Raw genomic sequence first — 20,613 nt, forward strand, 5'->3', positions numbered from 1 at the left:
TGGTCCTCCCTTCAGGAGGCTGCCGAGGCGGCGACCCGCTCGGTGGCGTGCATGCGCCGCAGCAGGGCGTCGAGGTAGTCCTGCGAGGTGTTGAGCCGGATCGCGGCGCCCAGCGCGATCTCCCGGCCGACCCGCGGGTCCGCGGTCACCAGCGGGCCGACCACGTTCTTGAACCAGCCGGCCGCGTGGCCGGCGTCCACCCCGATGTGCAGGTCGTGGTAGACGATGCCGACCTCGTCGAGGTCATGACCGCGCCAGGCGTCGACGACGCACCGGAAGCGCCGCGGGGCCAGGTACTCGGTGACCCCGAAGTAGCCGACAGCCTTGTAGTAGTGGCGGCGGGAGAGCGCCAGCAAGGAGGAGATGTTGCCGGAGACGGCGGCCTCCGGCAGGAACGTCTCGCGTATGTAGCGCGGATCGGCGCCGACCGCCTCCAGCGCCCGGCCGAACAGCGTGGTGTGCACCTGGGCGGGGTCGCCGTTGCCCATCTCGTCCCAGTAGTTGGCGGCGATCTCCATCTTCTCCGCGCCCTGCCGGCCGATCTGCATCGCGGCGAGGATGTCGTCGAAGCGCGGGTCGAGATTGGTCTCCTGGGCCAGCAGCAGCCGCAGGTCCTCGACGCTGCCGTGCTCGCCCAGGTGCTGGTGGTAGAGCGGGTGCCAGCCCGCGGGGTGCCGGCTCACCATCGCCTTGAGCCAGCGCACGTACTCCGGTCCCGTCTCCGGGTAGCCGGTCAGCTCCCGGGCGGGTACCCGCTCCGTCTCGTGACGCAGTACGGCGTGTTCCAGGAGGGCGGCGACGTCCCGCAGGATCGGCTGCTCCTCGCGGTCGGTGTCGGTGACCGCGACGCCGGAGAAGTCCCGGTCGTGGATCAGGGCCAGCACCGCGTGCACCTCTTCCAGCGCGGCCTGCTCCGCCTTTCCGTACGCGCGCGCCGTCAGGGCGCGGCAGACGGCGGCCAGTTCACCGCGGAAGCCGTAGTCCTCGCTGGCGCGCCGCAGGTCGTCGGCGGGCAGGGCGAGCAGTGCCCGGAGCGCGGCCGGCAGGCTGTTGTCCAACAGGCCCGTGAAGTCGGTGTCCATGGTGTCCATACAGAAAAGAACCGTTTCTGTGCTGCTCAGCTCTCGCTGTGCGTCAAGGCGGCCGCGTCGTGCTCGTCGCCGTACCACTTCTCGCTCCAGCGGGAGAAGGCGACGATGAAGATGTCCCGGTGGCCCGGCTCATCACCGGCCGCCAGCACATCGGTGACGTCGTGGGCGATCGCCCGGTCGTCGAGGAGTACGGCCTGGCCGGGCCGGATCACACCGGTCCAGAACGGCTGCGGGGCGTCCGGTCGCCACAGCCGGGTCTCGCCGCCGCCGACCCGCTCCCGGCGCAGCACGCCGATCATCACGAATTCGTGGCCGTCGTGGTGCACGCCCTCCGGGGTGAGGGGACCGGGGCGTCCGGGTGCGGCGCAGGTGCGGTTCTGGTGCAGGTTGATCTGCCAGTCCTCGCCCCGGTCCAGCCCGAGCGACCGCGCCCCCGCGTCGATCAGCGGCGTGAAATCCACCGCCACCGGAAGGTAGGTGCGCCGCTTGCCGCCGCCGACCGGGTTGAACTTCCGGTACGCGGTGTAGTCGCGGTGCGGCAGCCGTTCGAAGTCCCATCCCGCACCGTCCCGCGCCGCCGACAGCCGGTACTGCGAGAACTTCTTGTACCGGGTGCCATGGCCCATGTAGGCGTCGACCGGCAGGTCCTCGTAGCTGGCGAGTACCTCGGCCGGGGCGGGGGGCAGGTCGATCAGGGCGAAACCGTCGGTGCCGAGAGCCATGGTGATGTCCTTCCTGCGAAGTCGCGCCGACGGCCGCGGACCGGGCCCGGCCGATACGGGTGGAGGCCGTTTCCGCGCTCCGCGGCGAGGGCGGGCAGCGATACGAATGGCTGAGAGGGAGGAGCGCTCCACCCGTTCACGGGTCCGGCCTGCCGGCCGGCTGAGCGACAACGGCTCGCGCTCGCGGAGCCGTCCTCCTGGCTCACCCTCTCCCGGCCGTTCGCCGCGGGCTAGAGGGGTCCGCCCTCAGCATGGTGCAGTGCAGGCTGCTGCGGGCCGACTTCCGCCGGGGCGTTCTGCTCCGCCTCGTCGGCCAGCAGGTCCTCCAGGTCCTCCAGGCAGTCGCCGCAGCCGGTGTTGGCCCCGGTGGCCTCGCGCAGCGCGGCGACGTCCCGGTGCCCGGCGCGGATGGCCGCGACCAGCTCACCCTCGCTCACCCGGGAGCACAGACAGACCAGCAGGTCACAGGGCGATGTCATACCCGAGTCCCGCCGCCCACTTCACCAGTTCGGGTTCGGCCAGACTGCCGCCGAGCCAGTCGTGGTCGAGCTCGCTCCCCGGCAGCGACGGCACCACTGCCACGAAGAGCCCCGCGGCCCGGGCCGAGGCGATCCCGGTGGCCGAGTCCTCGAAGGCCACCGAGGCCCCCGGCGCCGCCCCCAACGCCTCGCACGCCTTCAGGTAGAGGTCGGGGGCGGGCTTGGCGTCCGCCACCTCGTCGGCCGCGAAGGATACCGGGAAGAGGTCGGCGAGGCCGGCCGAGGTGAGGGCGGTGTCGAGGAGTTCGCGGGGGCTGTTGCTGGCGACCCCGACCGGGAGGGCCCGGGCGCAGGCCTTGACCAGCTCGGCCGCCCCGGGCAGGGCTTCGGCACCGCCGGCCAGTTCCTGCCGTACGAGCTCGAAGAGTTCCGCGGCGAGTTCGGGGCCGGCTCCGGGCCTGCCGAAGTAGTCGGCCATCGCCTCGCCCGCGCTCGCCAGCGTACGGCCGATCACCAGGGCCTTCTGCTCTTGGCCGAAGTCGTGACCGTGCGCGGCGAAGATCTTGGTCTCGGCTCTGGTCCAGCAGACCTCGGTGTCGACCAGCAGCCCGTCGCAGTCGAAGACGACGGCTTGTGGAGCGAGGGGAAGGAACGTCACGCTGCTTTCCTCCAGTCGGTCGCCGAGACGGTCGCCAACAGGGGTGCGACGCCTGGCTCGTTGCAGTCGATCCAGTCTGTCAGGACCGACAGGACGTCCCATCGGGCCGTGCCCGGCGGGAGGTCGGACTCGTCCAGGGCCGACAGCCACCGTCGTACGGCGTCACGAGTGCCGTGTTCGCGGGCGAGGCTCCCCCAGACGTCGGAGCGGGCGACCAGCCGGGTGAGGCTCTGCGCCGAGTCCAGGTCGTGGGTCGGAGCGTCGGCCTCGAGGCCGGCGAGCAGGCTTCGGGCCGGACATTCCTCAGTGGTGGACGACGGTGTCGCGGTCAGGGCGGCGCGGAGCCAGTCGGTGCCGGTCCGATAGCAGAACAGCCGCAACTCCCGCACCAGATCGGCCGGTTCGTCAGCGGTGTGGATGAAGTTGAACAGGCCGTTGACCCTGCCGAACCGGGTACGCAGATCGCGCGCGTGGGCCGCCTGCGGATCGGCACCCCCCTTCGCCGCGGTCAGGCGGACACTCGCCGGCAGCCCGTCCGCCCGGCGGGTGTCGCGCAGCAGAACCAGCAGCGAGGGGCTCGATCCCAGCAGGTGATCCACCACCGCGATCCGCTGCCGGGAGGCGGCGTTGAACTGGTAGCGCCAGATCTCCCTGGTCAGCAGCGGGTCGAAGGTGAAAGGCCGGGCCGCGATCGGCTGCCAGCCCTCCTCGCCCAGGATCTCCAGAACCAGCCCGCCGCGGCGGCCGACGACCGCGTCCGGCTTGATCACCACAAAGGTGGTCGTGTAGAGCCAGGCGCGCTCGCCGGGCGAGCGGAACAGGTCGAGCCCCTCCCGGGCATAGGGGTCCAGCCGGTACGCGGCCCGCTTGCGCGGGTCCGCGGTCAGGGAGTCGAACGCCCTGGGGCTGACGGCGGACATGTTCGTCTCCGGCACGAGGTGCGTGCCCAGGTCTGCCTCGGCGGTGGTCGCCGTCATCGTTCTCTCATTCCTCCACGATCGAGGCGTGGTCCGCCAGCAGCGGCAGTACGACGGAGCGGCAGGCCGGGCGCTCCGGGTTCACCAGGTGCATGTGCCGGGCGTCCTGCGCCCGCACGGATGTCACCGGCAGTCCACGCCTGGACCAGTCGTCCAACTGAAGATCCGTCAATTTTCTTGGCACGGCCTGGTCGTGCTCGGCGCTCACGACGGTGAGCGACGCGAGATCGGCCGGGTGCGGCTCGGGGGTGGCCTGCTCGTGGCTGCCCCCGGCCGCCAGATGGGCGGCGAGGAAGTCGTCCACGGCTCCGCCGCCCGCCCCGAGGCGGGATGCCTCGGCGAGGTCGGTCACGGGGGCGAGCAGCACCGCGGTGGCTCCACGGGCCGTCCCGGCGATCGAGGCGAGCAGCAGATGGCAGCCGGCCGAGTGCCCGACGAGCGTCGCACCGGCCCAGCTCGCGTCCGACTCCTCCAGCGCCAGCAGCGCGGCACGGCAGTCGTCGGCGGCGGCCGGCCAGACGCCGCCGTCCCAGGTCGGCCGGTACTCCACCACGGCGACCCGGTGACCGCGTGCGACCAGGGCACAGGCCAGTGGTTCCAGGTCCTGGGCCGTACGGTCGTGCCGCCAGAAGCCGCCGTGCACCAGCACCACCGGGGCGGCCGGAACGGCCGCCCCCGCCACCGTCGCCTCGGTCTCCTCCGGCTCTGCGGGCCCGTACAGATCGATCCGCTGCCAGTGCGAGGGACCGTAGCCGAGGTGGCCGTAGGACATGCTCACAGCAGGCCGAACGCTTCGAGGCGCGACAGCCAGTGGTGCAGCCGCTCGTCGGACATCAGCACCTCGGAGCGGCGCTCCTCGGACTCGTCGGCGGTGCCGTAGCGGTACCACACGTCCCCGTTGTCGCGCCGGATCATGAACGCGCGGCGCTTCTGGGCCGGGCTCTGGATCATCAAGGAGATGGTCTCGGGCTCGGTGATGGTGGTGTGCAGCTGCTCGTGGTCGAGGGTGATGACCCGGCCGACCGGCTCCTCGCGCACGAAGTACGGCCAGAACCGGGAGACATCGGCCGTCTCGTCCAGCGGCTGGTCCGTCGCGTAGAGCGTGTGCTGGTAGGCACCGTGCAGGATGTACGCCGTGAAGCTGTAGCGGTGGTTGTGCACCCGCTCGTACTGGTCGGTGTTGGCGAGCCGGAGCCGGATGCGCAGGCCCTTCTCCTGGTCGTCCCAGATGACGATCTTGTCGTCCAGGGCGTGGCACTCGAACTTCCGCCGCAGCTCGGGCGTCCGGATGGCGCGGGCCACCAGGGTGCGCAGCAGCGCGTGGTCGTCGCCCAGGCGGCGGGCGATCGCGTCGGTGATCTCCGCCGCGCGCTCGAGTTCGTCCCAGCGAACGGTGGGCAGCGAGGCCATCAGGGCCTCGGCCTTCGTCACTTCGGCCTCGGAGGGCGGTGCCAGCAGGATCGCCGGGGTCGGGTCCAGCAGGTCGTCGCCGGGGCGGGTGGCCATCACAGCACCTCCATGGCACGCAGGCGGCCGGTGAGCTCGTCGAAGTAGTCCTTGCTGATGCGCTTGCTGCCGCGGCGCTCGGCCTTCTCCTTGTCCTCGCCGAAGCGCCACCACACCCGGCCGGTCTCGCGCTCGGTGATGATCGAGCGCTCCTTCTCGGCGGGGCCGCGAAGGAAGAGGGAGACGGTGTCGGGGGTGGTGTACGTGGTGTGGATCTCGCTGTGGTGGAGCGTGTAGCAGTTGCCCGCCTGCTCGTTGGTGACGAACCTGGGCACGACCCGCAGGTCGGTCGGGACGGCGTCGAAGTCGTCCTGGGCGTTCTGCGGGATGTCTTCGTCGGACAGGCGCCCGACCAGTTCGTGCCGCACGTGCTTGTACTGTCCGCGCATGATCAGCGACGTGAAGGTGAACCGGTGGTCGTGCGGCCGGTCCCGGTGATCCTCGGTCGAGACGTGGACGCGGATACGGAAACCGCGGTCCAGGGCGTCGTAGATGACCAGCTTGTCCAGCAGCCGGTGGTGCTCGCACTTGTCGAAGAGGTCCTCCTCCTCCCGTGCGCGCTCCAGCAGTTGGGTCAGCGTCGCCTTGTCCTCGGCGAGCGCGGTGAGGATCTCCCGGGTCTGTGCGCGGGCCTTGGGCAGGTCCGACCAGTCGACGACCAGCCGGTCGAGATCTTCCAGCATGGGTGGCTCCTTGTTTCGTCAGGCGGTGGGGAGGCGCAGGTCCTTCATGGCGGAGATGCCGAACACCCGGTGCGCCGTGCCGGCCGCGAGGGCGTGGACCTCCGCGGGCGTGAGGCCCTGCGACAGGGCGTTGGCCTGCTGGCGGGCGAGCGGCACGGAGCCTGCCGCGACGATGCCGTCCTGCTGGTACCAGAGGCCGTTGTCCTCGATGTGGTGCAGGCCCTGGCCGCCGAGCCGGGCCGAGTCGCAGCGGTCCGTCATCATCATCGAGTTCTCGGCGCCCATCAGCTGCACCGCGCGGGCCGCGATGGCCAGGTCGACATGCTCGCCGTCGAAGTTGATGCAGGCGCCGATCCGTCCCGCCGCCGCGTGGCGCATGATCGCCGCCGGCACCGGTCCGGCGATCTCCGCCATCCTGTCGAGCGTCCACGAGGGCAGGTCGTAGGAGGCGATGGCCGCGTCCCGCTCCGCGCGCGCCCGTGACGTGCGGAACGCGTGCCGGATGTTGAGCGGCATGTCGTTGAAGAGGTGGTCGGTGACCACTCGCACACCGTTGCCGGCCCACTCGGCCTGCCAGGCCGACTCGACTATTTCGTCGACGAGTTCCGCGCTGGCCGCCGGGTCGGCCCGGGTGAAGTGCCCGAGTGCCGGACGGATGCCGTGGGCCATGAGCACGGGGACGATCCAGTCGAAGCCGGTCTCCTGGGCACCGGGCTGACCGGTCAGCTCCGAGGCGGGCGAGAACGCGTCCGGCGACACCACGGTGTACATGAGACCGTACGGCCCCAGCGCCGCGAGGCGCTCCCATTCGTGCCGTGTGGGCGCCCAGACCGTCGCGGCAGGGGTACCGCCGTGGCTGGCGAGCAGCGGGCCCTCCAGGGCGATGCCGGCGATGTGCTGGAGCCGGCCGTCGCCCCGCATGCGGTGGTACTCGCGGACGAACGCCTCGAACTCCGCCAGCTGGGACCGGTGGAGGTACATCGTGGGCAGGCTCAGAACGCCCTCGCGTGCGCACCATTCCTCGAGCCGGTCGAGGTCGACCTTCGTAAAGTCCGAGAAGTCGACATCACCGAACCCGTGGCAATGAACCTCTACCGGTGGCAGCTCCGAAAGGTCTTTCAACGGCGGCCGAAGCCAGTTTGCTTCAGGGGATTCCACGAGAACACTCCCAATCCAATGAGTCGCACTCCTACCGAGTGTGAGTCACCGGTGCATACGACAGCCAGTCCGGGCCTAGGTCAACATCCTGCACTGCATCATGCTGAAGGCGTGCAACTCGCAAGGGATCCCCTAACGTTGTGGCAGCGATTCGGCCACCCTTTAAAGGGAAGACCTGAGTTTTCCGTCGGCTAGGATCCCAAACCGATCAGCTTCGATATCCGGGGGAAAAGTTGCCGGAAGTGGAAATCAATACACCTGAATTGACTGACCTTGCGGTAGCCGCCGATACGCTGCACTCCTGGTTCTCCCGCCGAGCGGCCACGAGCCCCGAGGCCACGGCACTCACCGCCGGCGGAACTTCGATGTCCTACGCGGAACTCCACGACCTGGCCGGATGCATAGCCGGTCGGCTGGTCGCGGCCGGTGTGCGGCCGGGCGATCTGGTGCCGGTGTTCGTCGCGCGCCGCCAGGTCGTGCCGGCCGTTCTCGGCGTTCTCATGGCCGGCGCCGCCTATGTGCCGCTCGACCCCCGCTATCCCGACGCGCGCCTGGAGAGCCTGGTCGAGCGGGTGGCTCCCCGGGTTCTTCTGACCGATGAGGAGCTTGCCGGTCGTGCCGGGAAATGGCACCCGGGCCCGCTCGTGTTCGCCGGCGAGACCTCGGACCGGGACTGCCCGGCAGTGAGCGTAAAGGTGGACCCGGACGATCTCGCCTACGTGATGTTCACGTCGGGATCGACCGGAACCCCCAAGGGCGTGCAAATCACCCATCGCAACGTCACCCGGCTCATGGCCACGACGGAAGGCCTTTACGGTCCCGGCTCCGACGACGTGTGGACGATGCTGCACTCCTACGCCTTCGATTTCTCGGTGTGGGAGATGTGGGGGGCGTTGCTTTTCGGCGGCCGTCTTGTCGTCGTCGACGACGACAAAGCCCGTACGCCCGACGAGCTTCTCCACCTGATCGACCGCGAGGGCGTCACGGTCCTCAGCCAGACGCCCTCGGCCCTGGCCGCACTGGCCACTGCCGACGAGGGCCGCCCGGCCCGGCTCGACCGCCTGCGGTTGATCATCCTCGGCGGTGAACGGCTCGACCCGGCCTCGCTCGGCGGCTGGTTCGGCCGTCGAGGGGACGAACACCCCCGTGTGGTGAACATGTACGGGATCACCGAGACGACCGTCCATGTCACCCACCGCCGGATCACGGCAAAGGACGCGGCCGCCGGCACCGGCAGCCCCATCGGCGTGCCGCTGTCCGACCTGGCCGTTTCACTGCGGGACGAGGAGGGCGCGCCGACCCCGGTGGGCGAGGTCGGCGAGATCTGGGTCTCCGGACCCGGCTTGGCCCGTGGCTACTTCAACGACGACGAGGCCACCGCCCGCGCATTCCGCACAGCGTCCTGGGGGCCGCAGGACCGGCGCCGGACCTACCTCAGTGGCGATCTCGCACGAGCGGGCGCCGACGGCCAGCTCTTCTACGTCGGACGGCGCGACGAGCAGGTGAAGGTCCGTGGGTACCGCGTCGAACTCGGCGAGATCGGTGCGGCGCTCAGGGCACACCCGGACGTCGTGGACGCCTGCGTCGTGACCGACACCGGCGAGTCGGTGGGGTCCCGGCTGCTCGCCTGGGCGACCGTCCGCTCCGGCGGCCCGGACGCGGACGGGCTCCGCGCCTTCCTGAGCGATCGGCTGCCCGGCCACATGGTCCCCAATGAACTGCGGATCCTGGACCGCATGCCGCTGACACCCAACGGCAAGGTCGATCGCCGGGCACTGCTCGACCAGGCTCGTGCGGTGACGAGGGTGGCGGACCCGGCCGAGGAACACCGCTCCCACACCGACTCCCTCGAAGCGGCCGTGGCCGGTATCTGGGCCGGGGAGCTCGGAGTTGCCGAGGTGAGGTCCGCGGACGACTTCTTCGCTCTCGGCGGACACTCGTTGATGGTGATGAAGGTCGTCAGCCGCACGCGCCAGGAACTCGGTGCGGACGTACCGGTGCGCGCGCTGTTCGAAGCACCGCGTCTCGCCGACTTCGTCGAGCGGGTCCGTGCCGGAAGTGCGGGGTGAGCCGGTGTCGTCGACCGCTGTCGAGCGGCCGTTCGGTCAGCCCGCGCGCTGAAGGCCTCGCCGGCACCACCGGACCGGCCCCTTTCGCGGCCGGGTGGTTTCTCACCCCTTGTCTTCGTACGTCGCGCTGCCGCCGCTCGCTGAGTGGCCGCAGGGCACCTTGATCCTCCAGGAGTTCTCATATGCAGCCAACCCCACTTCACGCACGCCCCATCGCAGTGATCGGTATGGCGGCACGTTTCGCAGGAGCCGACGACGTCGAGGAGTACTGGACGAACCTCGTCAACGGCGTCGAGTCGGTCAGCCGTCCGGACGAGGGTGAGTCCGTGCCGGACGACGGCAGGAGCGACGGCCGCCATGTGCGCGCCGTCGCGAAGATCGGTGACATCGAGTCGTTCGACGCCGACCACTTCCGCGTACCGCCGGCAGAGGCCGTCACCATGGACCCTCAGCAGCGGGTGCTGCTGGAAGTGGCGTCCGCGGCACTGGAGGACGCCGGCTACGCCGGGGAACGGGATGCGGTCGTCGGTGTGTTCGTCGGCTCCGGTGAGAACCACTACTTCCGCGAGTTCGTCGCCCCGACGGAGGCCCGCGCGGGACGCGGCGGCGACGTGCGCATCACGCTGGCCAACGAGAAGGACTTCCTCGCACCGCGACTCGCCTTCAAGCTCGGTCTCACCGGGCCCGCGATCACCGTGCAGACCGGCTGTGCCACCGCGCTCAGCGCCGTGGCGCTCGCCTGTGCGTCGCTGGCAGCCGGCGACTGCGACATCGCCCTGGCCGGTGGCGTGAGCCTGATCATGCCCGACGTCGACGGCTACACCTACACCGAGGGCGGGATCCTGTCGGCGGACGGGCGCTGCCGCACCTTCGACGCCGAGGCTTCCGGCACGATACCCGGCTCCGGCGCCGGAATCGTGGTCCTCAGGCGCGACGCCGACGCGCAGACCGGTCGCGACCGCCGCAGGGCTGTGATCCGTGGATGGGCGGTCAACAACGACGGCGGATCACGCGCCGGGTTCACCGTCCCGAACATCGACGGCCAGGAAACGGTCATCCGCACCGCGCTCGCGCGCGCAGACATCACACCTGAGCAGGTCGGCTACATAGAAGCCCACGGCACCGGGACCGCAATCGGCGACCCGGTCGAATTCGAGGCGCTCCGGCGCGTCTTCGCGACTCCCCACCGGCAGCCTCGGACCCTCACGTTGGGTGCGGTCAAGCCCAACATCGGGCACACCGACGCGGCGGCGGGCGTCGCGGGGCTGATCAAGGCGACCCTGGCGGTCGAGCGGGCCGTCATGCCGGGGACACTGCATTTCCGCGCCCCGAACCCCGAGATCGACCTCGACTCGACCCCCTTCACCGTCACCGCCGAGACACGGGCCTGGGACGCCGAGGGACCGCGTGTCGCGGGCGTCAGCTCGTTCGGCCTCGGGGGGTCCAACGCGCACGTCGTTGTCGAGTCGGTCCCCGCCGTTCCGGCCGCGGACGCCGCGCGCTCACGTCAGGTCCTCGCGCTGTCGGCCCGCTCGGACGAAGAGCTGGAGCGGATGCGGCAGCGACTCGCCGACCGGCTCGCGGCGGCGCCGTCACTGGAGTTGTCCGCGCTGGCCGACACCGCGCACACGCTCGCGATGGGCCGGGCGCGCTTCAGCCGGCGCTGGGCGGCCGTCGCCGCCGACCGGGCCGAGGCCGTCGCGCGGCTCCGCTCGCCCGCCGAGCCCGGCAGGCCCATCACGCGGTGGTCGCTGGCCATCCACGGGACGCCCGACGAGCTGGCCGCGATGGGTGAGCGGCTGCTGGCCACCGAGCCGCTGCTGGGCCCAGCGGTCGCCGAGCTCAAGGAAGCGGCCGGGCTCACCGGGCAGGCGGGGCTCACCGGCCTCGCCCCGCACCAGGCCGGCGCGCTGGCCGCGCTCGGCGTTGCCCGGATCCTGCGCCGCCTGGGGCTGACCTTCTCCCGGGTGGACGCGCCGGACTGGGCACGTCCGGCCGCGCAGTGGCTCGCCGGCGGCGCCGACCCCGCGTCACTGACCGCAGCTGTCGAGGCCTGCACCGGCGCCGACGCCGGATCCGTCCGCGAGCGGGCCGGTCAGGTCCTGGTCGGGCCGTCGTTCGACCTGGCCGAGGCTGCGGCCGCGGCGTGGCGAGCGGGAGTCGCTGTCGACTGGGCCGCCTACTACGGCGACGAGCCGCGCGGCCGGGTACCGCTGCCGACGTATCCGTTCACGCGCCGTCGGTTCTGGCTCGAGCGCCCCGAAGTCCAGCCGGATCCCGCCGACGTCGAGCCGCGTGGTTCGAGCGGCACCGACGCGACGAACATCGTCGGCTACGTCGAGAAGGTCTGGTGCGAAGTCCTCGGCGTTCAGCACATCGCGCACGACGCACACTTCGTGGACGACCTCGGCGGCGACTCCCTGTACGCGGTGGAGATCGGTGCCCGCCTGAACGAGGGCCTCGGGCTCGACCTCGCGGTCGACCTGCCGTTCATCGCTCCCACGATCGCTGCCAGCGCAGCTTTCCTCGATCGGACCCTAGCTATGGAGACAACCTCATGAGCACTGTCAACGACAAGACCGCCCTGGTCCGCCGGCTGGACGTGACCGCCCGCATGACCGGTCAGGTGGCCGAACTGAGTGAGCGCACCGAGGGCGGCGTACTGCTCGAGACCTGGGTCGGCCGTTACGTGGTCGACAGCGACGGGCGTGTGGTCTGGCTGCTCATCGACGGGCGCCGCAACCTCGCCCAGGTGGTCGACGGCGTGGCCGAGAAGCTGGGACTGTCCGCCGCGGAGGTCCGCGGGCCGGTGCACGACCTCTGCGAGCGGCTGCTGGAGCTCGGTCTCGTCGAGGAGTTGACTCCGGCCGACGCCGCTGCCCTCGCACAGTCGGCAGTCGCCGGATGAGCCGCCCCGCGATCACCCGGGTCGGCCTGCAGCTGGCCGGCTACTCCTTTCCAGGAGTGATGGACAACAAGCTCTTCCAGCACATCGTGGACATCGCGCACGCTGCCGAGGCATCCGGCTTCGACAGTCTGTGGACCATGGACCACGTCCACCAGATCGCGTCGGTCGGCGAGCCGGACGAACCGATCCTGGAGGCGTACACCACGCTCGCGGCGCTGGCGGCCGTCACCTCGACCGCTCGCCTCGGCGTGCTCGTCTCGTGCAATGGATTCCGCAACCCTGCACTGCTGGCGAAGATGGTGACGACCATCGACATCATCAGCGGCGGCCGTGCGGTCCTCGGCATAGGCGCCGGCTGGCACGAGGAGGAGTGCCGCGCGTACGGCATGGACTTCCAGCCGCCCCGGGAACGTCTGGCACGTCTCGACGAGGCGGTCCAGATCTGCCGGGCGATGTTCACCGAGCACGCCGCGCGGTTCTCCGGCCGGTATCACAGCGTCGACGAAGCGCTCAATGTGCCCGGCCCGGTCAATCCCGACGGTCCGCCGATCCTGATCGGCGGCGGCGGCGAACGCGTCCTCATCCCCCTGGTGGCGCGGCACGGGGACGCGTGCAATTTCTTCGGCGGACCCGCCACGGTGCGCCACAAGACAGAGGTCCTCGAACGGGCGTGCGCCGCGGTGGGTCGCGACAGCGGCGAGATCAGCAAGACCTGGCTGGGGACCGCGATCGTCACCGATTCCGAGGCAGAGCTCCAGGAAGCGCTGGAGCGGCTGGGATCCCTGCTGGGCGTGGCGCCGAGCGCGGCTCGCGGACTCGCGCTCTGCGGCACCCCCGCCGAGGTGCGGCGCCAGGTCGCGGAGTACCGCGCGGCCGGGGTCGACGGTGTGATCGCCACGGTCCTCGACGCCGGCGATCTCGACCATCTGCACCGGGTCGGAACGACACTGCGCGAGGCCATGGATGACTGAGCGCACCGGCGCCCCGGAGAACCACCTCGCTCTGGAAGGCGCCCCCGGCGACGTCATCGCGGCGGTGTGGGCCGAGGTGCTCGGCCTGGAGTCCGTCGACCCGGACGCGGGCTTCTTCGACCTGGGAGCCACGTCGGCGACAGTGGTGCGGGTGGTCCACATCCTGCGCCGACGCTGGCCGCGCCTGAAGATCGTCCACGTCTTCTCCCACCCGACTCCCGGGCAGCTCGCGGCGTTTCTCGGCGATGCGTGAGCCGATCGCGGCGGCGGACCGCTCAGGTCAGCGCGGCACGGACCGTCCGGGCGAGCTCCAACCACGCGCTGCCGCTGAAGAGATGATCGGCACCGGCGATCTCATGGAACGCGGCCGGGCCCGTGGTCTCGTGGCGCCAGCCGTCGACCTCGGCGCCGCCGAGTTCGTCGTCGCGTGCGCCGTACGCGACGGTGAGCGGCACATCGAGGGGCGCGTCCACCGAGCGGGCGTAGTCCGAGACCAGTTTCATGTCCGCGGTGAGGATCGGGAGGAGCACCTCGAGCAGTTCGGGTTCTCGCCGGAACTCCTCGGGCACGTAGCGGGCGAGGTCCTGATCCTGGTCGACGCGGGCGTTCTGGAAGACACGCGGCGGAAGTTGCGACGCGACGAGCAGGTGGGCCACCTCGGGAGCGCTGCCGGATCGGCGCAGCGCGTGCGCCAGTTCAAAGGCCAGCAGCGCCCCGGAGCAGTGGCCGAAGAGCGCGACCCGGGGTGCGCCCAGCTCGGTCAGCTCCCGGACCAGCTCGTCGACGACGTCACCGAGGGCGGTCGCCGGCGGCTCCGTCTGCCGGCTCTCGCGGCCGGCGAGCCGGACGCCGTACACGTCGGCCGCGTCGCCGAGCGCCGGAGCCCAGGCGCGGAAAGGAGCCGCCCCGGCGCCGGCCCACGGAATACATATACAGGCGATTCCATTCCCTGTTTCCGCACTCCATGGAATCAGCACCGAAGACTGCTTTGGAATATTCATAAAACAGATCCTACCCGCTGCGCCATTCAAGGCACAGCGTGACGAAGCTAACAGAATTCACACAACCCGAGAATCCCTTCTATCCGGGAGGTCCTAATGTTTAATCCCACCATCGACGTCATCTGCGCACAGCCGAGGGTCCTCACTCCGCCGGACCTTTCCTTCGAAGCCATCCTCAAGCACTTTCCCGGACTGGCCGAGGCCGAGGCCGTCTGCATGACGGGCTCGACGGCGGCCGGCTGGGGCAATACCTTCAGCGACATCGACCTCTATGTGTTCTCCGACAAGGAACTCGTTCTTCCGGTCGACGAGACCATGGAGACCTGGCCCGGCGCCGACCCCAGCGGAATCCGCTGGCACAACTGGATGGGCGTCTACGACGGCGCGCGTGTCGACCTGAAGGTGTGGCCGACCGACACGCTCGCCACGGCGCTGGCGCGCTACCTCGAAACCGAGGTCGAGTTCTGTTCCATGGGCGACTTTCTCCAGGATTTCGTCTACCGACTCTCCATCGGCATTCCGCTGAAGAACGAGAAATTCTTCCAGGAAATGAACGAGCTGCTCGACCGCTCGTCGTACAAGCGGGCACTCGCCCGCCTCCTCAAGGCCGACACGGAGAACTCTCTGACCGATGTCGCCGGCCAGCTCGACTCCGGTGACTTCATGTCGGCTCGTGTGTCCGCCGACATCGCGGCAGAGCACATCGCGGACGCGAGTCTGGTCCTGGCCGGGCAGCTGTGCCGACGCAAGAAGTGGATGCTGCGCCGTCTCGAAGGCACGCCGGAATGCGGGATCACGGTCGACGAATACCGCTCGATGGTCCTGGACGGCGCCCGTTCCGGGGAGTCCGACGGCGACTGCGCCCGCCGCGTGGCCCGATGGACCCAGGCGCACCTCGTCCGGCTCGAGGACGCCCTCCTTTCGGCCGGCTGAGCGTACTGGCGAAACCTGCCCACCGCGTCGCCGTGCTCACCGAAGAGGCCGCACCACAGGCTTCTCGGTGCGCACGGCGACGCCTGTGAACCACCCTGCGCAGGTCGCAGTTCAAGAGAGAGAAACCAGGTGAACACCATGAACCAGCTGACCAGACTCCGCACCGCACTGAGTGGTCCTCAGGATCCCCGCCAGCGGCTGCTCGCGCTGTCGACCGTCGTCAACACCATCGGCATGGGGATATTCCTGTCCACAGGGACGATCTTCCTCATCAGGTCCGCCGGGTTGAGTCCGACGAACGCAGGTATCGGCCTCACGGTGGGGTCGCTGACCGGCTTCGGCGCCGGAGTATTGATCGGTGACCAGGCCGACCGACGCGGCACGCGGGAGGTGGTCATCGGATCCATGCTGCTGGAGGCTGTGGCGAGCGTCAGCCTCCTGTTCGTGCACAGCCTGTGGCCGTTGCTGGTCGTGGCCGCCGCCGCTGCCGTCGGCCGCTCGGGAACGGGCAGCGCGCGCGGCGCGATGATCGGCGCGCTGGCCGAGGAGGGCAAGGGCGCGCAACTGCGTACGTATCTGCGTGCCGTGACCAACGTCGGGCTCGCCATCGGGACCATCGGGGCCGCGATCGTCCTGGCCGTCGACACCCGCCCGGCGTACGTGGCCATGATCCTCACCGACACGATCACCTTCCTGATCGGCGCCGGCATCCTGGCGCGGCTCCCGCACATCCCCCCGACTCGCTCCGCCGGAAAGGACAGCGCCGAGCCCAAGAAGGAGCCCCGGTGGGTGGCGCTGCGCGACCTGCCCTACCTGGCGCTGACCGCCGCGTCGTCGGTCGCGAGCCTGCAGTATTTCGTCCTGGTCACGGGCCTGCCTGTGTGGATTGTCCTGCACACGACGGCGCCGCGATGGATTGCTGCCGTCGTCCTGTTCTTCGAAGCGGCCATCGTCGCGGCCACACAGGTCCCCGCAACGCGCTCCATCGACGGGCCGCGCTCCGCGGCGCGGCTGCTCGCGCTGTCCGGCCCGCTGTTCCTGGTGTCATGGCTCCTCATCGCCATGGCGTCCGGCCCCGCCGCGTGGCTTGCGATCACGCTGCTGCTCGTGGGCGTCATCGTGCACTCGCTGGCCGAAGTCTGGCAGGCGGGAGGCGCGTTCGAGCTTTCCTTCGCCCTGGCCCGGCCTGAGGCCCATGGCCAGTACCAGGGCGTGTTCGGTCTCGGATACGGCTTGACCGAGGCGGTGGCGCCCATCGTCGTCATCGGGATGTGCGTCAACTGGGGCAAGCCCGGCTGGATCGTCCTCGGGGTGATCGTCACCGCAGCGGGGTTCGTGTGCGCGCTTGTAGAGCGCATCTGGGCTCGTTCACAGGCCGCGATGGAAGCCGTACCGGCCGAGGCGTGACCGGCCGCCCGACTTGGTGCGCCGACGACCCGCTCAGTGGGAGCGGGTCGTCGGCGCAGATGTCGCGTAGGGCCGGGACGATGTCCTGGGTGAGCGGCTCGCCCACACGATCGCGGGGTTCACTTCTGCCAGCGCTCGGTCTCTGCGAAGAACCCGTCGATCGGGGTCGTACGCCCCGAGTCCACCGCGCGCCGGTAGATGAAGGAGCCGACGGCCAGATCGAGGATGCCCAGCCCGAAGGGGGAGAAGATGCGTGGCTTGGCGTCGTCGAACTCCACCTTGCCCAGCACGGCCTGGGCCAGGGTCCCGTCGATGAAGTCGCGGTGGCCGCAGGCCTGTTCGGCCAAGTGCGGGGAGGTCCGGGCGGTCAGGCAGTGGTCGATGTCGTCGACCACGTTGTGCGACGCCAGGACGATCTCGGGGGCGATGTCGCGCAACGAGATGTTGAGCACCGTCTGCTTCGGGGAGAAGACGTCGGGGCCGCTGATGTAGGGGGTGGCAGCCGTCGTGGCCAGAACGACCACGTCCGCGCCGCGCACGGCGGACTCCAAGCTGTCCGCCCCCGTCGCGGGAATCCCCAGCGTTTCGCGGGAGTACGACACCAGGGCATCCGCGTAGCCGGACACCTGGTCGTACACCGCGAACTCGCCGATCTCCCACTGCCCGGCGGTGAAGAACTCCAGGATGTTGCGCGCGATCACACCGGCGCCGACGACAGCGATCCGGTCCGCGCGGGTGGACCCGTGCAGGGTCGAGGCGCCCAGGACGCAGGAGGCCGCGGTGCGGGCGGCGCTGATCTGGGACGCCTCCAGGCAGGCGAACGGATACCCGGTGGCATAGTCGTTCAGCAGGAGTACGGCGGAGGCCCGGGGAACGTTGCGCGCGACGTTGTCCGGGAAACTCGCGATCCACTTGATGCCGGCCACGTCGTGATCGCCGCCGAGATACGCGGGCAGCGCGATGATCCGTGCCGAGGGCTTCTCGGGGAACCGCAGGAAGTAGCTGTTGGGGTTGATCGACTGCCCCGACTCATGCGCCAGGTAGGCCTCTTTCACGACCTGGAGGAGGTCCTGCCGTGACTCGGAGATGACCTCGCGGGCCACCGTACCGCTGACTACATCGAACGCGAACAAGGTGTCTCCTTCTCGGGGCTCAGCCGGCGCGTCAGCGCGTCGACAGCAGGAGTGGGGTCGATACCGAAGCGAGCGGCGGCCCAGTCGTCGTCGTACACGGTGTCGAGATAGCGCTCGCCCATGTCCGGTGCGATGGCCACCACCCGGGAACCAGGGGGAATTCCGGGCGCGGCCCGATGTACCGCCGTGAACACCGAGCCGGTCGAGCCGCCGGCCAGCAGACCGTGCCGCCGGGCGAGCATCCGGCAGGTGCGCACCGCCTCGGTCTCCTCGATCAGCACGACCTCGTCGACCAGGCCGGGGCGGCAGATCTCGGGAGGGCGGCTGGTGCCCAGGCCGGGAATGTGACGGGGGCCCGCGGGGGTGCCGAAGGTGACCGAGCCGAGTGTGTCGACGGCGATGATCCTGGTGTGGGGCGAGACCTCACGGAAGTGCATGGCACACCCGGTCAGGGTGCCGGTCGTGCCCGCGCCCACGAACAGGAAGTCCACGTTCTCTATCGCGGCGAGAATGGCTGCGGCCGTACGGGTCTGGTGGACCCTCGGATTGGCGGGGTTGGCGTACTGATTGGGCCACACCAGCAGGGGATCGTCCGCCAGCATGCGCTCGATGAGGGCGATGCGCGTGCCCAGGAAGCCCCCGTTCGCGTCCCGCTGGTCCACCACCGCGACGGCCGAGCCGAGGGCGCGCATCAGCGCCACATTGTGCGGTGCGGCGTTGACGTCGGTCACGCAGCTGAAGGCGTAGCCCTTCGCGGCGCAGACCATGGCCAGGGCGACGCCCAGGTTCCCCGACGAGGACTCGACGACGCGTCCGCCCGGAGACAGGAGACCGCGCCGCTCGGCGTCCTCGATCAGCCCGACCGCCGTCTTGAGCTTCACGGAGCCGGCCGGATTCAGTCCCTCGAGCTTGAGATACAGCTCGCTTCCCGGGAGGACGTCGGTGAACCTCAGGAAGACGTCATCGGTGACGAGATCGCACACGGAATCCTTGATCACTGGCTTCCCTGGCGCGGCTGTATCAGAGCCTCCAGAACCGCCATGGCGCTGGTCAGCTTCATCTCCGCCTGGGCCCATGCGAGCGACCGGTCGCCCTCCAGCACCTCTGAGGAGATCTCGTCACCGCGATGGGCCGGCAGGTCGTGCATGAGCACGGCACCCGGCCAGCGGCTCATGAACGCCGCGTCGATGTGCAAGTAGCGGAATTCCTCGCGCCAGTTCGCGTTGGGCTTCGATGTCCCGGTGGTCTGCCAGCGGGTCGTGTACACCACGTCGACGGCCTCGGGGGCCTCGTCGAGCGCGTGAACCTGCCGGATCGAGGAGCCGCGTTCGGCGGCCCGGGCGCGGGCGCGGACCAGTTCGGCCTCGGGCACGCCGTAGCCGGGCGGGGTGAGCAGGGTCAGCTCGGTCCCGGTGTAGTGGGCCAGGCCGTGCGCCAGCGCCACGGCACTGTTGTTGCCCTCGCCGACATACAGCACCTTGATGCCGTCCAGGGCGCCGAAGTGCAGGCTCATGGTTGCGAGGTCGCAGATTCCCTGGGTGGGGTGCTCCTCCTGACCCATGGCGTTCACCACGGGAATGCCGCCGGCCCGGGAGAGGGTCTTCAACTGGGCCACGGGCCCCGCGGTGCGCGCGACCAGGAGGTCGAGCATGCGCCCGAAGACGCGGCCGGTGTCCTCCACGGACTCGCCCGTCTCCAGCTGGAGGTCGTGCGGGCCGTAGCTGATGACCTGGCCGCCGAGGCGCAGCGCGGCGGTGGTGAACGCCGTACGGGTGCGGGTGGACGTCTTGGTGAACAGGATGCCCGCGATCTTCCCCCGCAGCGGCTCGTCGTGACCCGTCCGGTCGGTGAAGAACGCACGGGACCGGCACACCAGTTGGTCGAGGTCCTTGTCCTCCAGGTCGGCGAGGGAGAAGATCCCCGACTCCGAAGCACGCTCAGGCAGTCCCAGCAGGGATCGGCCTGTTGCCACCATGTCTCACATCTCCTATAGACGTCGTCACAACAATCCGGCGGACGTGCAGGCGTCCCGCGCCCCGGCCACGTCCAGCACTCCAACGGATTCGAACAGGTGAAAGGTGTGCCGCGCGGAGGACCGGACGCCGCGCCGCAGTTGCTCGGGGGCGTAGCAGTCGGCGACGATCTCGCGCACGGCCGCGTCGCCCAGCCCTGCCGCGCCGAGGGAGCTGCGCACGGGCACCAGGTCGGGCGTGAGGCTGCGGCTGACCAGCTCCGGCAGACAGCGCGCGGCCCGCACGCGCAACGCCGGGCTCATGCCCTGCCAGAGTTCCTTGAAGAAGGCAGCGAAATAGGCGTGGTGGCGGCCTTCGTCCTCGGCGTGATCACGGACGACCTCGCGGACGGTGCCGACCACGGAGGGGTCCTTCGGTATGTCCTTGAGGATCGAGGTGACCAGCGTTTCGAACACGACCACCTGGAGCAGCTGCACGAGGACGGGCTCGCCGGGCAGAACCTCGGCGCCGATTGCGTCGAGGCGGCCGAGGAAGGGCGCGAAGTCGTAGTCGGGCGTCTCGACGCCGGTCGCGTCGCTCACCTGTTCCACCACGTCCAGGCTGTACAGCGCGTGGTAGGCCTCATCGCAGTAGATCTTGTACGCGTCCAGGCGCACCGAGGACGGCAGGTGCAGCCCCGAGGTACCGTCCGCGATGCGACCGGCGGCGCGGTTCACCACGCTCGTCTCGAAGTGCATCGTGAACAGCATGTACTGGTAGAGATGCCGGGCTATGAGAGCGAACCGCTGCCGCGGCTCCAGCGTCCGCACCAGCGGATGGTCCAGGTACGGGATCAGCTTCTCGGGAAAGAGGGTCTTTCCCGCTTCCAGCTCGTCCCCGATCACACGCCGCGGATCGGTCCGCACTCCTGCCTTTTCGTACCAGCCGTCCAGCGGCGACCCCAT

General features: G+C 70.0%; 21 protein-coding genes. 7 read left to right on the plus strand and 14 right to left on the minus strand.

The genetic code is table 11. From position 1 onward, the window contains the following. Window positions 1–11 precede the first annotated feature (11 nt). The 9 genes from ACZ4EG_RS26200 to ACZ4EG_RS26240 all read right to left on the minus strand — a co-directional run bounded on the left by ACZ4EG_RS26200 (window position 12) and on the right by ACZ4EG_RS26240 (window position 7,097). Complete coding sequence (locus ACZ4EG_RS26200) at window positions 12–1,091, minus strand: iron-containing redox enzyme family protein (protein ID WP_467792298.1); 1,080 nt, start codon at window positions 1,089–1,091, stop codon at window positions 12–14. Between the two features lie 26 nt (window positions 1,092–1,117). Continuing rightward, window positions 1,118–1,813, minus strand: a complete 696-nt coding sequence (locus tag ACZ4EG_RS26205) for a 2OG-Fe dioxygenase family protein (protein ID WP_467792299.1) — start codon at window positions 1,811–1,813, stop codon at window positions 1,118–1,120. A gap of 230 nt (window positions 1,814–2,043) precedes the next feature. Then, a complete protein-coding gene (locus ACZ4EG_RS26210; protein WP_467792300.1) occupies window positions 2,044–2,292 on the minus strand; it encodes a (2Fe-2S)-binding protein in 249 nt (82 codons plus the stop codon). Then, window positions 2,276–2,950, minus strand: coding sequence for an HAD family hydrolase (locus tag ACZ4EG_RS26215; RefSeq protein WP_467792301.1), 675 nt, complete (start codon window positions 2,948–2,950; stop codon window positions 2,276–2,278). Before ACZ4EG_RS26215 ends, ACZ4EG_RS26210 begins: the two co-directional genes overlap by 17 nt. Further along, window positions 2,947–3,927 (minus strand): nucleoside-diphosphate kinase, encoded by a 981-nt coding sequence (locus tag ACZ4EG_RS26220; protein WP_467792302.1) that lies wholly within the window; start codon window positions 3,925–3,927, stop codon window positions 2,947–2,949. The genes ACZ4EG_RS26215 and ACZ4EG_RS26220 overlap by 4 nt, the downstream gene beginning before the upstream one ends. Window positions 3,928–3,934: 7 nt before the next feature. Continuing rightward, the gene (locus tag ACZ4EG_RS26225; RefSeq protein ID WP_453553657.1) at window positions 3,935–4,699 is read right to left on the minus strand and encodes an alpha/beta hydrolase; all 765 of its coding nucleotides are present in this window, start codon (window positions 4,697–4,699) and stop codon (window positions 3,935–3,937) included. 2 nt (window positions 4,700–4,701) lie between these two features. Beyond that, a complete protein-coding gene (locus ACZ4EG_RS26230; protein ID WP_453553659.1) occupies window positions 4,702–5,433 on the minus strand; it encodes a hypothetical protein in 732 nt (243 codons plus the stop codon). Further along, window positions 5,433–6,116, minus strand: a complete 684-nt coding sequence (locus ACZ4EG_RS26235) for a hypothetical protein (RefSeq protein ID WP_453553661.1) — start codon at window positions 6,114–6,116, stop codon at window positions 5,433–5,435. Before ACZ4EG_RS26235 ends, ACZ4EG_RS26230 begins: the two co-directional genes overlap by 1 nt. 18 nt (window positions 6,117–6,134) lie before the next feature. Next, the gene (locus ACZ4EG_RS26240) at window positions 6,135–7,097 is read right to left on the minus strand and encodes a hypothetical protein (RefSeq protein ID WP_453553663.1); all 963 of its coding nucleotides are present in this window, start codon (window positions 7,095–7,097) and stop codon (window positions 6,135–6,137) included. 440 nt (window positions 7,098–7,537) lie between these two features. On the opposite strand from ACZ4EG_RS26240, the gene ACZ4EG_RS26245 reads away from it, so the two are divergent. From ACZ4EG_RS26245 to ACZ4EG_RS26265, 5 genes are all read left to right on the plus strand, one after another. Beyond that, complete coding sequence (locus tag ACZ4EG_RS26245) at window positions 7,538–9,343, plus strand: amino acid adenylation domain-containing protein (RefSeq protein ID WP_467792303.1); 1,806 nt, start codon at window positions 7,538–7,540, stop codon at window positions 9,341–9,343. A gap of 182 nt (window positions 9,344–9,525) precedes the next feature. After that, complete coding sequence (locus ACZ4EG_RS26250; RefSeq protein WP_467792304.1) at window positions 9,526–11,904, plus strand: beta-ketoacyl synthase N-terminal-like domain-containing protein; 2,379 nt, start codon at window positions 9,526–9,528, stop codon at window positions 11,902–11,904. Continuing rightward, window positions 11,901–12,251 (plus strand): PqqD family peptide modification chaperone, encoded by a 351-nt coding sequence (locus ACZ4EG_RS26255; RefSeq protein ID WP_467792305.1) that lies wholly within the window; start codon window positions 11,901–11,903, stop codon window positions 12,249–12,251. The genes ACZ4EG_RS26250 and ACZ4EG_RS26255 overlap by 4 nt, the downstream gene beginning before the upstream one ends. Further along, window positions 12,248–13,222 (plus strand): TIGR03560 family F420-dependent LLM class oxidoreductase, encoded by a 975-nt coding sequence (locus tag ACZ4EG_RS26260; RefSeq protein WP_467792306.1) that lies wholly within the window; start codon window positions 12,248–12,250, stop codon window positions 13,220–13,222. The genes ACZ4EG_RS26255 and ACZ4EG_RS26260 overlap by 4 nt, the downstream gene beginning before the upstream one ends. Beyond that, the gene (locus tag ACZ4EG_RS26265) at window positions 13,215–13,475 is read left to right on the plus strand and encodes an acyl carrier protein (RefSeq protein WP_453553673.1); all 261 of its coding nucleotides are present in this window, start codon (window positions 13,215–13,217) and stop codon (window positions 13,473–13,475) included. Before ACZ4EG_RS26260 ends, ACZ4EG_RS26265 begins: the two co-directional genes overlap by 8 nt. 22 nt (window positions 13,476–13,497) lie before the next feature. Here the strand turns inward: ACZ4EG_RS26265 and ACZ4EG_RS26270 are convergent, their stop codons facing one another. Beyond that, window positions 13,498–14,223, minus strand: a complete 726-nt coding sequence (locus tag ACZ4EG_RS26270; RefSeq protein WP_467792307.1) for a thioesterase II family protein — start codon at window positions 14,221–14,223, stop codon at window positions 13,498–13,500. 96 nt (window positions 14,224–14,319) lie between these two features. On the opposite strand from ACZ4EG_RS26270, the gene ACZ4EG_RS26275 reads away from it, so the two are divergent. Together ACZ4EG_RS26275 and ACZ4EG_RS26280 are read left to right on the plus strand one after the other, a co-directional pair. Beyond that, window positions 14,320–15,156, plus strand: coding sequence for a hypothetical protein (locus ACZ4EG_RS26275; RefSeq protein WP_453553677.1), 837 nt, complete (start codon window positions 14,320–14,322; stop codon window positions 15,154–15,156). A gap of 138 nt (window positions 15,157–15,294) precedes the next feature. Further along, window positions 15,295–16,563 (plus strand): MFS transporter, encoded by a 1,269-nt coding sequence (locus tag ACZ4EG_RS26280; protein WP_467792308.1) that lies wholly within the window; start codon window positions 15,295–15,297, stop codon window positions 16,561–16,563. A 119-nt stretch (window positions 16,564–16,682) separates the two neighbouring features. Here the strand turns inward: ACZ4EG_RS26280 and sbnB are convergent, their stop codons facing one another. From sbnB to ACZ4EG_RS26300, 4 genes are read right to left on the minus strand one after another with little or no spacing between them, the layout of a single operon-like run. Next, window positions 16,683–17,696 (minus strand): 2,3-diaminopropionate biosynthesis protein SbnB, encoded by a 1,014-nt coding sequence (sbnB, locus tag ACZ4EG_RS26285; RefSeq protein WP_467792309.1) that lies wholly within the window; start codon window positions 17,694–17,696, stop codon window positions 16,683–16,685. Beyond that, window positions 17,678–18,694 carry a 2,3-diaminopropionate biosynthesis protein SbnA gene (sbnA, locus tag ACZ4EG_RS26290; protein WP_467792310.1) on the minus strand — a complete coding sequence of 339 codons (1,017 nt, stop codon included), beginning with the start codon at window positions 18,692–18,694 and terminating at the stop codon, window positions 17,678–17,680. The genes sbnB and sbnA overlap by 19 nt, the downstream gene beginning before the upstream one ends. Next, window positions 18,691–19,671 (minus strand): ornithine carbamoyltransferase, encoded by a 981-nt coding sequence (locus ACZ4EG_RS26295; protein WP_467792311.1) that lies wholly within the window; start codon window positions 19,669–19,671, stop codon window positions 18,691–18,693. The genes sbnA and ACZ4EG_RS26295 overlap by 4 nt, the downstream gene beginning before the upstream one ends. A 24-nt stretch (window positions 19,672–19,695) precedes the next feature. Further along, the gene (locus tag ACZ4EG_RS26300; protein WP_467792312.1) at window positions 19,696–20,613 is read right to left on the minus strand and encodes a diiron oxygenase; all 918 of its coding nucleotides are present in this window, start codon (window positions 20,611–20,613) and stop codon (window positions 19,696–19,698) included.

The organism is Streptomyces sp. NPDC025638 (genome assembly GCF_055558775.1).